General features: G+C 57.6%; 14 protein-coding genes. 12 read left to right on the top strand and 2 right to left on the bottom strand.

Annotation, left to right across the window (positions count from 1 at the left end; all coding sequences use genetic code 11):
- Positions 1–7 precede the first annotated feature (7 nt).
- The 10 genes from nagZ (at position 8) to BLS30_RS11320 (ending at position 9,715) form a co-directional block, all read left to right on the top strand.
- The gene (gene nagZ / locus BLS30_RS11275) at positions 8–1,036 is read left to right on the top strand and encodes a beta-N-acetylhexosaminidase (RefSeq protein WP_090228856.1); all 1,029 of its coding nucleotides are present in this window, start codon (positions 8–10) and stop codon (positions 1,034–1,036) included.
- Between the two features lie 67 nt (positions 1,037–1,103).
- Positions 1,104–1,922 carry a segregation and condensation protein A gene (locus tag BLS30_RS11280; RefSeq protein ID WP_046479124.1) on the top strand — a complete coding sequence of 273 codons (819 nt, stop codon included), beginning with the start codon at positions 1,104–1,106 and terminating at the stop codon, positions 1,920–1,922.
- 36 nt (positions 1,923–1,958) lie between these two features.
- Entirely contained in the window at positions 1,959–2,783 is an 825-nt protein-coding gene (gene scpB / locus BLS30_RS11285; RefSeq protein ID WP_082101119.1) for an SMC-Scp complex subunit ScpB, read from the top strand.
- Between the two features lie 116 nt (positions 2,784–2,899).
- The gene (locus BLS30_RS11290; protein WP_244512421.1) at positions 2,900–4,066 is read left to right on the top strand and encodes an ABC transporter ATP-binding protein; all 1,167 of its coding nucleotides are present in this window, start codon (positions 2,900–2,902) and stop codon (positions 4,064–4,066) included.
- A 116-nt stretch (positions 4,067–4,182) separates the two neighbouring features.
- Positions 4,183–4,419, top strand: a complete 237-nt coding sequence (locus tag BLS30_RS11295; protein WP_046479123.1) for a twin-arginine translocase TatA/TatE family subunit — start codon at positions 4,183–4,185, stop codon at positions 4,417–4,419.
- Between the two features lie 86 nt (positions 4,420–4,505).
- A complete protein-coding gene (gene tatB / locus BLS30_RS11300; protein WP_090228859.1) occupies positions 4,506–4,982 on the top strand; it encodes a Sec-independent protein translocase protein TatB in 477 nt (158 codons plus the stop codon).
- Complete coding sequence (gene tatC, locus BLS30_RS11305; protein ID WP_046479122.1) at positions 4,979–5,791, top strand: twin-arginine translocase subunit TatC; 813 nt, start codon at positions 4,979–4,981, stop codon at positions 5,789–5,791. The genes tatB and tatC overlap by 4 nt, the downstream gene beginning before the upstream one ends.
- Before the next feature lie 108 nt (positions 5,792–5,899).
- Complete coding sequence (serS, locus tag BLS30_RS11310) at positions 5,900–7,180, top strand: serine--tRNA ligase (protein ID WP_090229415.1); 1,281 nt, start codon at positions 5,900–5,902, stop codon at positions 7,178–7,180.
- 19 nt (positions 7,181–7,199) lie between these two features.
- Positions 7,200–7,991, top strand: coding sequence for a 5'/3'-nucleotidase SurE (gene surE, locus BLS30_RS11315; protein ID WP_046479120.1), 792 nt, complete (start codon positions 7,200–7,202; stop codon positions 7,989–7,991).
- Between the two features lie 293 nt (positions 7,992–8,284).
- A complete protein-coding gene (locus BLS30_RS11320; RefSeq protein ID WP_090228862.1) occupies positions 8,285–9,715 on the top strand; it encodes a peptidoglycan DD-metalloendopeptidase family protein in 1,431 nt (476 codons plus the stop codon).
- A 328-nt stretch (positions 9,716–10,043) separates the two neighbouring features.
- On the opposite strand, the gene BLS30_RS11325 is transcribed toward BLS30_RS11320, so the two are convergent.
- The gene (locus tag BLS30_RS11325) at positions 10,044–12,008 is read right to left on the bottom strand and encodes a L,D-transpeptidase family protein (RefSeq protein WP_052743901.1); all 1,965 of its coding nucleotides are present in this window, start codon (positions 12,006–12,008) and stop codon (positions 10,044–10,046) included.
- Positions 12,009–12,147: 139 nt separating this feature from the next.
- Positions 12,148–13,044 (bottom strand): ATP-binding protein, encoded by an 897-nt coding sequence (locus tag BLS30_RS11330; RefSeq protein WP_046479118.1) that lies wholly within the window; start codon positions 13,042–13,044, stop codon positions 12,148–12,150.
- A gap of 327 nt (positions 13,045–13,371) precedes the next feature.
- On the opposite strand from BLS30_RS11330, the gene yajC reads away from it, so the two are divergent.
- Positions 13,372–13,716, top strand: coding sequence for a preprotein translocase subunit YajC (gene yajC, locus BLS30_RS11340; protein WP_046479117.1), 345 nt, complete (start codon positions 13,372–13,374; stop codon positions 13,714–13,716).
- Between the two features lie 156 nt (positions 13,717–13,872).
- Entirely contained in the window at positions 13,873–15,507 is a 1,635-nt protein-coding gene (secD, locus tag BLS30_RS11345; RefSeq protein ID WP_046479116.1) for a protein translocase subunit SecD, read from the top strand.
- The last annotated feature ends 11 nt before the right edge of the window (positions 15,508–15,518 follow it).

The raw sequence follows: 15,518 nt of genomic DNA on the forward strand, positions 1-15,518 counted from the left end.
ACCCCACATGCGTCACGCATTCATCACCGGGCTTGCGGGGCCCGAACTTGGTCCGGATGAAGCGCTTTTTCTGCGCGAAACAGAGCCGGTTGGCATCATCCTATTCGCGCGGAACTGCGTCTCCCATGAGCAGATCCGGCGACTTGTCAACGATGCGCTGCAAGCCATCGGTAGCGATGAGGTTCTAACACTCATCGATCAGGAAGGCGGGCGCGTACAGCGTCTGCGACCACCGCTTGGCCGCGCGCTTCCACCCGGACGTGCCTATCTCACGGCGGCAGGTGGCGATGTCGCGCCGGCAGCAAAATCCGCAGAACTCGTCTACAGGCTTTTGGCCGACGATCTTCGAGCGCTCGGGCTCAATACTGATTGCGCGCCAGTCCTTGATGTCCCCGTCATGGGATCCCACAACATTATTGGCGATCGCGCTTATGCAACAGCAGCGGCACCGGTGGCCGAATTGGGGCTCTCAGTTGCGAAGGGGCTCGCCGCTGGCGGCGTTTTGCCCGTAATCAAACACATACCTGGCCACGGACGCGCCGTGTGCGATAGCCATATCGAGCTACCCACGGTTGATGCGTCCGCCGACGAATTAGCGGCCAGTGACCTTGCGCCGTTCAAAGCGGCTGCCCACCTGCCCGCAGCGATGACGGCGCATGTCGTTTATTCTAGCATCGATCCAGACGAGCCTGCGACAACGTCTAGCAAAGTCATTTCTGAAGTTATCCGTGGGGCGATCGGCTTCGACGGCCTACTGATGAGCGACGACGTGTCCATGCAGGCCCTGACAGGATCTCTGCGCTCTCGGGCGGAACGCGCACTGGCAGCGGGCTGCGACGTGGCGTTGCATTGCAACGGCCGCCTCGACGAGATGCAATTGGTTGCCAGCGGTGTTCCGTCTTTGGACGGGGAGGCGGCCCGGCGATTTGACGTGGCGTGGCGGACAACGACCGCCGTAGAACCCTATGATAAGGCCGAGGCCGAAGCTGCCTTGGCGCAGATCCTGGATCAAGGCTCCGCAGCTGAATCGGTATAAACTGCAAGAGCCGCAAACAAGACCACTGCGCGCAAACCCTGAAATCAGGACGTAAAGAACCATCGCTATGGACGATGATGACAAAGGCCCGACTGTTGAGACTTCCGATTGGAACAGCCCGATAGAACAGGCTGTGGCCGGCGACGAGGAGGCCCTTGTTGTCGACGTCGCGGGGTTTGAGGGACCGCTCGACCTGTTGTTGGCATTGGCGCGCACGCAGAAGGTCGACATTTCCAAAATTTCGATCCTGTCGCTCGCCGAGCAGTATCTCACGTTCATTGCTGAAGCACGGCGGCTGCGTCTTGAGCTCGCTGGCGACTATCTCGTGATGGCGGCGTGGCTGGCGTATCTTAAGTCCAGATTGTTGCTGCCGCGCGAGGATACGCCGGACGATCAGATAAGCGCCGAAGAGATGGCACAACGGCTGGCATTCCGCCTTATGCGGCTTGAAGCGATGCGCAAGGCGGCGGCGGAGCTTATGACGCGGCCGCGCCTCGGCCGCGACGTCTTTGCGCGCGGGATGCCTGAAACGATCAAGGCTGTGCGGGAAACGGCGTGGACGGCGGATCTATATGAGCTGCTTAAGGCCTACGCTATACAACGGCAGCGGACCGTCAAGGTCGTGCACCGGGTTGCGGCGCGGAAGGTCTGGTCCATCAAGGATGCGCGTCGCCGTCTGGAAAGACTCGTCGGCGATACGACAGGCGTCTGGGTTCAGCTTGATAGTTTCATCGCTGAGTATTTGCCTCTCGACGAGGAGGAAAGAACTGTGCGTGCCAGCTCTTTCGGTGCGACCCTGGAGATGGCTCGTGAAGGACTTGTCGAACTACGTCAGGAAGCGCCCTTCGCTGCAATTTTTATGCGTCGACGCGATCCTGCCGCCTGAGGCGGCAACGTTGCGCGACGCTGTGAAAGGTGACGGATGAATCCTTTTAACAGGCCTCCTGCCAACGGGCCGAAGCTGACATTGGTGCCAACGGGACCTGAGGCTTCGCAGCCCGACGATACCCAGGCGACGCACACAGATAATGTCGCGACGTTGCCTCTGGCCGATCAGAACAACAAGTTGCGCATCGTTGAAGCCTTATTGTTTCAGGCTACCGCGCCAATGGCAGAAGCGCAGCTTGCGGAACACTTAGAAGCAGATGCTGATGTCGCTGGCATCTTGAGGGAACTGCAGGCGTTTTACGCTAATCGAGGTATCAACCTCGTACGCATATCGGGCAAATGGGCTTTTCGGACAGCGACCGACTTGTCGTATCTCTTGGAGCGCCACTCTGTTACCGAGCGGCGGCTATCGAAAGCAGCACTCGAGACGTTGGCGATTGTTGCTTATCACCAGCCCGTCACGCGGGCTGAGATTGAAGATGTCCGGGGTGTCTCGACATCGGCAGGCACACTCGACATCCTGCTGGAAACAGGATGGATACGGCCGCGGGGACGCCGTCGTGCTCCCGGGCGCCCCGTAACCTATGGGACGACCGAGCGGTTTTTGGAGCATTTCAACCTTGATAGCATAAGGGATTTACCGGGCCTTTCCGAGTTGAAAGGTGCCGGGCTCCTGGACTCATCACTGCCGACGGGCTTCAACATGCCCGAACCCAAGGACGTGGCCGCGTTGATGCCGGATGAATTACCATTGGATGCCGAAGACGAGGAGCCCGAAGAGCAAAGCGAAATGGATCTACCTATTCGCGATGCGGAGGAGCCGGATTCTACCGACGAATCCGGTGCTTCCACGGTTTAACCCAGAAGTCGTAACGGCCATCACGATTGCACAAATCATCATAGCCCTTATATGCTCGTTTCTTGAGCGGACAAATCAACATAGCCGAGGACAGAGCAGAGCATGGGGCGTACACGGTGCGGCTGAATGAATGGATACCGCGCTGGTCTGGGGCGTCAGCCACCGCAGAAGCGCCGGCTGCGAGTTCGCGTGGGCGGGCGGCCGCATCCTTCGCAGCACGTGTGACATTCGAAGACGTTTCTCGCCGCTATGGCGACATCTATGCGCTGCGGGATTTTAACCTCGACATTGCTCCAGGCGAGGTTGTTTGCTTGTTGGGGCCATCGGGCTGCGGAAAGACAACGCTGCTGCGCATTACGTCTGGAATCGAGAAACCGTCTGCAGGCCGCTTGCTAATCAACGACCGGGAAGTCGCCGGTCCAGATCGCTTCGAACCGCCAGAGCGCCGAAACGTCGGTTTGATGTTTCAAGACTTCGCGCTCTTCCCACATTTGACAATCCTAGACAATGTCGCGTTCGGTCTGAGAGCCCTGCCGCGGGAAGAGGCACATCGCGAGGCCATGGCGATCCTGGCACGCGTCGGCCTCGAGCGATATGCGAGCAGCTATCCGCACATCCTATCGGGCGGCCAGCAACAGCGCGTGGCTCTTGCCCGTGCCATTGTCCCTCGTCCGTCTGTCATGCTGATGGACGAGCCGTTCTCCGGCCTTGATGTACAACTTCGTGAAACAATGCAGGAGGAAACCCTGGCCTTGTTACGCGAAACGCGCTCCACATCGATCATCGTGACGCATCACCCCGAGGAAGCCATGCGGCTGGGTGATCGCATCGCCGTCATGCGTGCGGGGCGCGTCGTTCAGGTCGGTAAAGCTGAGGATATGTACAGCCGCCCATCCGAGCTGTTCATCGCGCGCATGTTCTCGGAAATTAATGAAGTCCCCCAGACGGTGACGGGCGGCGAAATCGCGAGCCCTATCGGACGCATCCCCGCATTGGGCATGTCAGACGGCACCAAAGCGACGTTGTGTATCCGCCAGCGCGGCATTGAATTAAGGTCTGCGGGCGAAGGCCTGGCTGGCCGTATTTTGCACGTTCGCTTTCTCGGAGACATCATACTTGTTGAAATTGGCGTGAGCGGCTTCGATGTGCCGCTGCACGCGCGCCTTCCAGCGGGCAATGGAAGTTGGCACAAAGGCGCAGAAGTGGGCGTCTCGATTGATCCGGAAGGCGTGCTTGTTTTCCCCTCGAACGGCAGCAATAATGGAACATTGCCAGCGAGTTAGTCGGTTTGTGATGGATGAACCGCCACTTGCTTGCTCGCTCGCAACCTTTCTGCGATAGTCTCCCTTCGAGTAATCCAACATAACGCGACGACAACCGTCGCAGGAGCTAGCAACCTATGGGTGCAACTAGCATTTGGCACTGGGTCATCCTACTTTTGATCGTGGTGCTATTATTTGGCCGCGGCAAGATCTCGGAAGTAATGGGCGACGTCGCCAAGGGTATAAAGAGCTTTAAGAAGGGCATGGCGGACGAAGAAGATACCGCCAAGGCTAAGTCCGACGCTCCTAAGACCATCGATCACGCCTCGACCGTGTCTGAGAAGTCTGAGACGCAGAGCACCAAGGTCGGTTAATGGGCCGCGCGCGGAGAAGGGCGTAACCGGTAGCTATCTGAGCTGCCGGGACGCTTTGACACCGCGGTCTGGCGAGTACGCATTCCATGTTCGACATTGGTTGGAGCGAGCTGCTGATCCTGGGCATCATCACCCTGCTTTTTGTGGGGCCTAAAGAGTTGCCCGTTTTTCTGCGCACCATCGGACGCTTTACAAGCGTCGTCCGCAAACAGGCGGCCGAATTCCGCGCCCAGTTTGACGAGGCGATGCGAGACACCGAACTGGACCAGATCCGCAAGGATGTGGCGGGGCTACGCGATGAAGTCTCCAGCACGGTGAGGCAGGCGAAGAGTTCCGTCGAAAGCGAGTTGGCGGAAGCTACCCGAGAGGCGGATATCGTAGCCAAAAGCGCGCAGACCCCCGCCCTTCCGAAGGCAGGGTCGACAGAGGCGGCGAGCGCGGTGCAGACTGAAACCGTGGACGCACCTCAGAAGGCACCGGAAGCGGTGGCTGAGCCAGCTCCTGTTGCTGTGCCTGCCGGCACACCCGTACCGACCCAGCAAGAAGAGAAGAGCCGATTATGAGTGTCGAGGACACCGGCACCCGGGACGGCCAGGAAGAAATCAACGCATCGAAGGCGCCGCTGCTCGAACATTTGATTGAGCTACGCACCCGGTTGATCTACGCGGTCGGCGCCTTTTTTGTCATGTTCCTGCTGTGCTTTACGGTTTCCAAGCAGATCTACAATATTTTGCTCTGGCCGTTTGTGAGCGTTGTCGGCGCCGGCAACGCTAAAACAATATATACGCACCTGCTCGAAAAGTTCTTTGTCGACATCAAAGTCGCTATGTTCGGCGCCGCCTTTCTGTCGTTCCCGGTCGTCGCGTGGCAAGTCTACAAATTTGTTGCGCCCGGTCTCTACAAGAACGAGCGAGCGGCTTTCCGTCCCTACTTGATCGCTACGCCGCTTCTGTTCTTGCTCGGCGCCTCGATCGTTTATTTCATCGCGATGCCGCTTCTGGTGCGCTTCTCCGTTGGTTTCGAACAGCTGGGCGATGCCACCCATGCCGAAATCGCGCTGCTTCCGAAGGTCAGCGAGTACCTGTCTCTGGTCATGACGTTGATCATGGGGTTCGGGATTTGCTTTCAGCTTCCCGTCGTACTGACGCTGCTGGCACGTGCTGGCGTTGTGGATTCCAAAGCACTGGAAGCTGCGCGGCGGTATGCGTTCGTCGGCATTTTTGCTGCAGCAGCGATCTTGACCCCACCGGACGCTATTTCAATGATCATAATGGCCTTGCCTACGTGCCTTCTCTATGAAGCTTCGATCATCGCCGTCCGGCATGTCGAGAAAAAGCAAAAGGCAGAGGCGAAGTCTGAATCGTCATCCTGACGCGGCTTGATGCTGCTGCGATTGCCGGTCCGGAGTACGCCGCTGGACCGGCAGCTCTACCCGTTTTATAGCTCGCCCTACTTTCCGAACGATACTACGAGGCCTCACGTGTTCGATATCAAGTGGATTCGCGAAAATCCCGACGCCTTTGATGCAGGCTTAAAAAAGCGCGGTCTGGAGTCCGCAGCTGGCAAGCTCATCGAAATTGATGAGGCGCGACGGAGCCATCTGACAGCTCTTCAAGACGCGCAAAGCCGCCGAAACGCAGCCTCCAAAGAGATCGGCAAGGCCATGGCTGCCAAGGATCAGGCGGCGGCCGACAAACTCAAGGCTGAAGTCGCGGATTTGAAGGAGCGCATCCAGACCGGCGAGGAGAAAGCGCGCGAGCTCGAGATGCAGCTTAATGAGGTGCTCTCGGCCATCCCCAACCTGCCGCTCGACGATGTGCCACTCGGAGCCGATGAGAACGACAACGTTGAAGTGCGCCGTTGGGGCGAACCTCCGAAATTTGATTTTGAGCCCAAACAGCATTTTGAGGTGGGGGAATCCCTCGGCCTTATGGATTTCGAAACAGCGGCAAAGATCTCTGGCGCACGTTTTGTTGTGCTGAAGGGAGCGTTGTCGCGGCTCGAACGCGCGATCGCGTCCTTCATGATCGATCTGCATACCGGCGAGAACGGTTACACGGAATACAATCCGCCTCTGCTGGTAAAGGATGCGGCTGCGTATGGTACCGGCAACTTACCCAAGTTCGCCGAAGACTTATTCCGTACGACGGAAGGTTTCTGGCTCATTCCAACCGCGGAAGTTTCGCTGACCAACATGGTCCGCGATGAAATCATACCGGCAGATCAACTGCCGATGCGTTGTACGGCATGGACACCGTGCTTCCGCTCGGAAGCGGGTTCAGCCGGCCGGGATACGCGCGGAATGATCCGTCAGCACCAATTCTCTAAGGTCGAATTGGTCTCCATCACGACGCCGGAAACATCACTTGATGAGCATGAGCGCATGACGGCAAGCGCCGAAAAGGTGCTGCAGCGTCTCGAACTCCCGTATCGCACCATGTTGCTGTGCTCAGGGGATATGGGCTTTGCGTCGCGTAAAACCTACGACATTGAGGTGTGGCTGCCAGGTCAGAATGCCTATCGTGAGATTTCAAGCTGCTCCGTGTGTGGTGACTTCCAGGCGCGGCGTATGAATGCGCGTTACCGCGCCGGAGATAAGGACGTACGCTTTGTCCATACGCTCAACGGTTCCGGGCTCGCCGTAGGTCGCACGATGGTCGCGATCCTTGAAAACTTCCAGCAGGCCGATGGGACTGTCATCGTCCCGAAGGAGTTGCGTCCCTATATGGGAGGAATGGAACGGATCGAACCGGCCGCCTGATGCGGCTGCATGAGGTGATATGCGCATACTTGTAACCAACGACGACGGCATCAATGCTCAGGGGCTCACGGTCCTGGAGGAGATCGCACATGAGCTGTCCGATGATGTCTGGGTTGTCGCTCCTGAGACAAATCAGTCTGGCTCGGCACACTCCCTGACGATCCATGAGCCATTGCGATGCCGCGAGGTTGCCGAGCGCAAATTTGCCATCCGCGGGACACCCACGGACTGCGTCATCATGGGTGTGCGCCATATCCTCCTGAACACTCCGCCGGACCTAGTCCTGTCGGGAGTGAACCATGGTTCGAATCTCGCGGAAGACGTGACGTACTCCGGCACTGTTGCCGGCGCCATGGAAGGCGCGATGCTCGGTATCCCCTCGATCGCCATGAGCCTTACATGCGGCTTCGACAAGAACGGTGACATCCATTGGGACACTCCGCGCTCCCATGGCCCGGAACTCATCAGAAGGCTGCTGAAGAACCAGCTGCCTGCGGGCGTCTTGATCAATGTTAATTACCCCGATCTCCCGCCGGATGAGGTTTCCGGCATGATGATCACGACCCAGGGACATCGAGATCAAAACCTACTCAACATCGACGAGCGGCTTGATCCTTGGGGGCGGTCTTATTTCTGGTTTGGCTTTGAGCGGCGTCTCTCTCACCCCGTCGAGGGAAGTGATTTGTGGGCGATCGCCAATGGATTGATTTCCGTCACGCCGTTGCATGCCGATTTGACCCATGCGGCCGCGCATGCGGCGCTCACGGGAATTTTCTCGGATACGCGTAGCAAACCTCGCAAACTCGGCTGAATTATTTTTGTCGGGGGAACATCCCCCGACACACGAACCAAGACGCAGAGTAGTCACGCATTTGACAAATCCGCGTCGCACGCACGCCAAGTCCCCCTCACAATCAAATCGTATGTCTGACGATCAGACGTGCCGATATCTTGCACCCCGGCTTCGCTGTGGCGGCGAAGTTGGTCGCAGCCGAGCCGGCACAAGCGCGAATCGAGGCGGTTTATTAAGCGGGACCAGCCAAGCGTTAATCGCTCGTTAACTGATTAAGGGTTAACAAATAGGCTGGTATAGAGGTGCGTATCATGAATGAGTTGCTATATTTGCGAGCCGGCCGACGCCACATTCTCCGCGTCGTTACGCCGGTTGCCTTGGCATTGAGTGGCCCCCTTCTCGCAGGCTGCAGCGCCGACATTACCCGCTTCGACAGCCCCAGCTTCGCATTTAATGACAGTACCGGTTCTGTAGATCGGTCGTCTGGTTACGGTGCAACGAACCTGTCCGACCAGTCGCCGGGTGCCGATTACGGTCGTTCTTACACCGGGCCCGTAACGAGCACGGAACCGAACGTTCGCTCATCAAGATTGCCGGACGTCGCAGAGAACTCCGATAATAGCTACGGTAACCAGCGCTCTCCCTATTCCGGCGGCCGCAACAACAACTATGCCGACAGTGGATACCGCGCACCGTCTCCGCAACGCCAGTACGACTCCGGGCGTTCATCATCGGGCCAGACCATTGTCGTTCAATCCGGCGATACGCTTTATGGGCTTTCGCGGCGTCACGGTGTTGAACTTGCGGAGTTGATGTCCGTCAATGGATTGACCAGTTCGCAGCTGCATCCAGGCCAGCGTTTGACATTACCCGGCGGCGCATCAGCTGCACCGCGCTCCTATAATTCGCCATCACAAACGGCGTCAGTTCAACAGCCATCAACCTACAGTGCTCCGACGACGACACGGACCGCAACGCAGTCCGATTGGGGTGGGAGCTATACGGTTGTGTCCGGCGACTCCCTTTACAATATCGCACGTCGCCACGGCACAACCACGAGAGAGCTACAGCGTCACAACGGTATCTCCGATCCGCGCCGCGTGATGCCTGGCACGGTTTTGAGGGTGCCTGGCTATGGTTCGGACACGTCGACGGTGGCGCAAACGCGTTCTGAGCCGCAGCCGCAGCGTGTCGCATCGCTCGACAACAACTACACGCGCACCGACGCGACACCTTCAGCGAGCCCAGCAGCACCATCGGCCAGTCAATCCAGGCAGGTAACGCAGCCGCGGGGGGTTCGCACGGTATCTATCGCGCCACCCACTCATACGCAGACCCAAAGCGCAGATACGAGTTCGTCTGCGAGTAAGCTGCGGTGGCCGGTGCGTGGTCGCGTGATCGATAACTTCGGGCCGCGTAGCGATGGAACTCACAACGATGGCGTGAACCTCGCCGTTCCTGCAGGTACGGACGTGCATGCGGCTGAAGAGGGCGTGGTCGCCTACGCTGGATCTGAGCTGCGTGGATATGGAAACCTGATTTTGCTGCGCCACAGCAATGGCTGGGTGACCGCGTACGCCCATAACGATGCGATGAATGTGAAGCGCGGCGATAAGGTCACGCGTGGCCAGGTTATCGCTAAGGCGGGCAAGACTGGCCAAGTCGACCAGCCACAGCTTCACTTTGAATTGCGTATGGGCTCAAAGCCGGTAGATCCGCTTCCGTACTTGGAAACGTTGTAGTCGCGGAAGCGAGCGGCTTCTAAAACACAAAAGGAACCTTTTTAAAAAGGGCTTGCGGCATGTGATGGCTGCGAGCCCTTTGCTTTTTTTGCAGTTTTCGGAAAACAGAACGAACCAAACAAAACACCCTCGAGGACAAGCAGGTTTTTGTCCGAGATCGGATCCGTGCGTTGCTGCTGATGCGTTCGCTCTGAACAACCCAAAACCAAAAGCGTTCACGTCACCCAACTAAACGTGAAAACGAAAGACACCTCAAAAAAGTAAGCGCCCGATAGTGAAAGACACTATCGGGCGCTCATGTTGGGTTCAGGTCATCTGGATTGACGGATCAGTCGCTGTTAAAGCCGTGCTGATACGGATTAAGAGACCAAGTGTGAACGGACTTCTTTTTCTTTGGCTTCGCTCCTTGCGGTGGACCACCGTAAGAGGAGCCGGAGCTCGAGGAGAACAAGTAATAACCGCCACCGTAGCCGCCGCCATTATTATAACCTTGATAATCGTAGAACTCGTAATCCTCACGAGCCATGGCATAGGCGGCCCCCGACTTCGCAAGCTGTTCCATTTCACGCTTCTGCGCCCGGGCTGGGTCAGATGCAGCGATAGCTGATAGCGACTTCCCTTGGAGCGCTTGGGTTATCCGCTTGTCGTGACCATAGACGTCTTTCAACGTACTCAGAGTGCCGTCTTCCTCGGCAATCACCGTGAAGTAGACATTGTGAACCGGCACCGGGGTTGGCAGGTCGACGCGATGGTTTTCTTCGGCGCCCCGGCTCAACTGGGCGGCCACGTCATCACGCGACCAGCCAGCGGTTTCACGCAAGAGCAATTCAGCAAACTGCAGGGGGTCTCGTACGCGGATGCAACCATGGCTGAAGTTGCGCTTTGAGTTATCGAACAGGTGCTTGTCCGGCGTGTCGTGCATGTAGACCGCATGATGGTTGGGAAACATGAACTTCACCCGTCCGAGCGGATTGCTCGCACCGGCGCCCATCACAATCGGGATGGATCGAATGTCGGTTTTCGCCCAATTGTAGCGTGCCGGGCTGATTGGCCGACCTTCATGCTGAATACGCATGCCGCGGCGGGCCAAGACGTCGTAATCGCCGGAAGCTAAGCTTGGAAGCAGGCTCTTGATCTTGATCGAACTCGGGACGCCCCATTCTGGCTTGAAGATGACGTGAGACATCTTATCGGAGAAGACGGGCGTCTGAGTGCTCTCCTTACCGACGATGATCCGCTCGGAGAAAAGGACTTGGTCTCCACGTATCAGCTCGGTCGTATAGGCGGGCAAATTGTTCCAGATGCGCAACTCGCCAAGATCGCGCGGCAACCACCGCCATTTCTCCATGTTGACCAAGATCTGCTGTAGAGAAACCGTTTCCGTCTCCTCTGAATCGCCGTCCTTGGGATTGTTGAGCGCTTTACGTACCTTATCGTCGAATACCGTCTTCCGGCGCCAGCCTTGGGTTCGCATAAACTTCGTAACGGCGTCGACAAGTTCCTGATCATACAGGTCCTCATCTTCCGGATCGGCGGCCGGTACTTCGAGACGTTCACGTAATTGCGGAATTTGCTCATTCCGCTGGCCACGCGCTACCCGCTTACCGTAGCTGAATTTGATAGGTTCCGGTTCGGCCTCGGTGGGTTTCTCTTCAGCCGACGCGAAACGTTCTGGAAACTTGCGTTTCAGGTAGGCTTGACGGAGCAAAAGGAACTGCGGGTGCTGAGGTTGCTGCGCGACGAGAACCGTGGCCGGATCACTCGCCTCTTTCATGCCGCGCATGAGAGCGGCGGCGTCCACCGACACCTTCGCGCGCTCGTACCACAAACTCAATTCGGTGGGATCGAGCCGGCCACCCTGTGCCTGGACAGCGTAAGTCAGGGCCGCAAGGGTAATCTCAACCTCGGCGAGAGCCATCTCTTCCGAGGACTTTGCGATGCTGACAGGAATGTTGGCGGTGAACGCATTTGGGTCGAGCCCCCATTCATCGGCGCGCTTGAGTTCGGCTATAACGGACTTTCCAGCAGCTGTCAGCCCATCATAGCTGACCCATAGAGGTGCATCGAACTCGGTCGCATAAAGCGTGCCCAATTCATCGAGCCACCGGGTCATCGTCTCATCGGCGCGCGGCTTACGCTCTGTGATGTCACGCAGAATGGCGGTCTTAAGATCGTCCTGCTCACCGACCGTAACGTCTATCGCTGGATCAACGGAGCTGCTCTCGCGAGCATCTACCAAAGGGCTCCCCGCCACCAGAACCAGACTAGAAACGAACAAAACGGCCAGCCGCATGGGCCTCACCCTCCTCGTGAACCACCCCCGCTTTTTAACCTTTAAGTCAAAGCGGGCCTCTAATACGCAAACTCCGCTACAATAGTTGCGGTTTCGTGTTTTCCGATCCCATTTTCGGTCAAAAGTAATGAATTTATTGCTATTCGACGCGGGTATCCTTACCGAGGCGGCCTGCGAGATCCTGAATGAACTGCCATGCGACGCGGCCTGAGCGTCCTCCGCGGGTCATGCTCCACTCCAGCGCTTGGCGGCGCAATTCATTGTCTTCGATGCCGAGATCGAAGTATTTCGCGTACCCCCGGACCATGTCCAAATACTGGTCCTGCGAGCCATTATGGAAGCCGAGCCAAAGGCCGAAACGGTCCGAGAGGGAGACCTTCTCTTCCACCGCTTCAGAAGGATTGATTGCTGTAGAACGCTCATTTTCCATCATGTCGCGTGGCATGAGATGCCGGCGATTGGATGTGGCGTAAAAGATCACGTTCACCGGGCGGCCTTCGATGCCACCGTCGAGAACAGCCTTCAAAGACTTGTAGGACGTGTCATCGTGATCAAATGAGAGATCGTCGCAAAAGACGATAAAGCGGCAGTCAGCGGCGGCCTTCATATGGTGAAGGCAGCGAGGCAGCGTTGCGATGTCTTCCCGATGAATTTCGACAAGTTTGAGCGCGCCACTCGAAGTCCCACCATTGCTCTCAGCCTTCAGCCGCAGTCCGACCTCTGCGTGCGCCGCTTTCACGAGCGAGGACTTACCCATGCCGCGTGCGCCCCACAAAAGAGCGTTATTGGCCGGTAAGCCACGCGCAAATCGTTCAGTATTAGCGAGAAGCTCTTCCGCCGTGCGGTCGACACCCTTAAGCAGGGATAAGGGGACTCGGTTCACGTGTGCAACCGGCTGGAAACCTTCCGGCTCTGACTGCCAGACGAACGCATCTGCAGCATCGAAGTCGGGAGCCTTAGGTGGCGGAGGGCTCAATCGCTCCAACGCTGCCGCGATCCGCTCGAGGATAGCGGCGTCATCATTCAGCTTCGTCATAAGGCAAGTCCTTGAGAACGCAGGCGGACGCTTGCGGATCGCGACGCGTTCGCTGTGATTTTGTGGGCTTGATCGAGACATGCGCTAAGCCTTCCCAGTCCGTCAAGACCGCAGCCAGCGACACTTTAGAAGGGAGGAGGCCGCCTCGGCTCAGTGCGAGGCGGTTGCAAACGAGCCGCGCGCCTATATATTCGCGCTTCAACGACGACGACCGGGCGATCGTGCTTGACCCATAAGGGGCTTGCGGGAGGGCCACCGTCGGCTTGTCTGTATTCGAGACTTTGCCTCTATCGGGCCATCGTCGCCCTCAGAAACGCGAGATATTACATGTTCATCACACCCGCTCTTGCACAGGGCGCCGGCGGTAGCGACCCATTCGGCGGCCTTGGGATTCTTTTCCCAATGCTCCTCATGATCGTTATCTTTTATTTCCTGCTGATCCGCCCTCAACAGCAGCGCGCGAAGCAGCATCAGGAAATGGTTACGAAGGTGCGGCGCGGTGACACTGTCGTGACATCGGCTGGATTCATCGGGCGCGTTACCAAAGCGCCGGACGGAGTCGATGAGATCGAGGTGGAGTTGAACGAGACGATGCGTGTGCGTGTGCTCAAGTCTTCACTCCTGGACGTGCGCAATAAGGGCGAACCGGTCAAGGAGAAGGATGCGAGCTGAGCGCATTCCCTTAAGCGGCGCGGCCTGAATTCGTCTGCGGACTTGGCATGACCTACGTTTTCGGATGCCGGCCGCGGACTAGGCGCAGCCGATCGACCTAATCGCCATGAGCCCGGACAGGGCTTCAGAACACGGCAAGTAGAAAGCCATAGCCCTATGCACTTCTCTCGCTGGAAGATCTCCGTCATCGCGGCCGTTTGCTTGGCGGGCGTTTTGACCGCACTGCCCAATTTCCTGAGCAAAGAAACGCTGGCCTGGGTGCCAGACTTTCTGCCTAAGAAGCAGCTGAATTTGGGCTTGGATCTTCGTGGCGGTGCGCATCTGCTTTTGCAGATGGACACCAAGGAGTTGAAAAAGGACTGGCTCGATAACCTGCGCGGCGAAGTCCGCAAGATCCTGCGGGACGCCAAGATCCGCTACACAGGGCTAGGGCAGACGGCAGATGCTGTTCGGGTAAAATTGGTCGATCCCGCGCAGACAAACGAGGCGTTATCACAACTTCGTAAGTTGGCGCAGCCGGTTGGCGGCGGCATGATTGCCGGAGCGGATAACGATATCGCCGTCAGCGAGTCGGGGGATGGCTTCATTACTGTCGCCCCTACCGAAGCGGGCATCCACCAACGCTCAACGAACGCCGCAGCAGCTGCTATCGAAGTCGTTCGCCGCCGTATTGACGCCATCGGCACGACCGAGCCCGATATCGTACGGCAGGGCACCGATCGCATTCTCGTTCAGGTGCCTGGTTTCGACGATACCAAAAAGCTGAAAGACCTGATCGGACAGACAGCGCGTTTGAGCTTCCACGACGTGCATCAGCAGATGAGCGCCGAAGAGGCCCGGCAAACGCGCGTCCCTCCAGGCTATGTGATCTATCCTGATCAGGACGATCCGAACCATGAATACCTGGTGCAGGAAACACCGGTCGTTTACGGCGAAGACCTGACCGATGCACAACCTGGGTTCGATAGCCGTACCAACGAACCGATCATTACCTTCAGATTTAATCAAAGAGCGGCGCGCATCTTTGGCGAATACAGTTCTCGCCATGTTGGCCGGCCGTTCGCCATCGTCCTCGACAATGGTGTGATCAACGGCAAGCGCGATGTGAAGGTGCTGTCAGCGCCGGTTATTCGTGAGCCGATCCTCGGCGGCACGGGTCAGATTTCCGGTAGTTTCACGGTGGACCAAGCGAATAATCTGGCGATTCAGCTTCGCTCCGGCGCATTGCCGGCAACACTGTCCGTGATCGAAGAACGGACCGTTGGTCCCTCGCTTGGCGCGGACTCCATTGAGGCCGGAATCCTGGCGGGCATCATTGGAAGTATCGCCGTTTCGGGCTTCATCATTTTCGCCTATGGGCTCTTCGGGCTATTTGCGATCCTGGCGGTCGCGATAAACCTGTGTTTGATCGTCGGCTTGATGTCGACAATCGGATCCACGTTGACGCTTCCCGGTATTGCTGGCCTCGTCTTGACCGTCGGCATGGCCGTCGATTCTAACGTGCTGATTTATGAGCGCATTCGTGAAGAGATGCGAAACGGTAAGCAGCCAATTTCCGCGATCGACAGCGGATTCCAACGTGCGTTGGGAACCATTGTCGACAGTAACCTCACCACGATGATTGCGGGCCTAGTTATGTTCTGGCTCGGAGCCGGACCGGTTCGCGGCTTTGCCGTCACCTTGTGTCTCGGAATTTTGGCCACGATGTTCACTGCCTTCACTGTCACGCGCCTCATGGTATCGCTGTGGATTGCGAGCCAGAAGACCCGCAAAATCCCTGCACCGCTTTAATCTGGAGGCGC

Source organism: Filomicrobium insigne, from assembly GCF_900104305.1.
Taxonomy (GTDB): Bacteria; Pseudomonadota; Alphaproteobacteria; order Rhizobiales; family Hyphomicrobiaceae; genus Filomicrobium; species Filomicrobium insigne.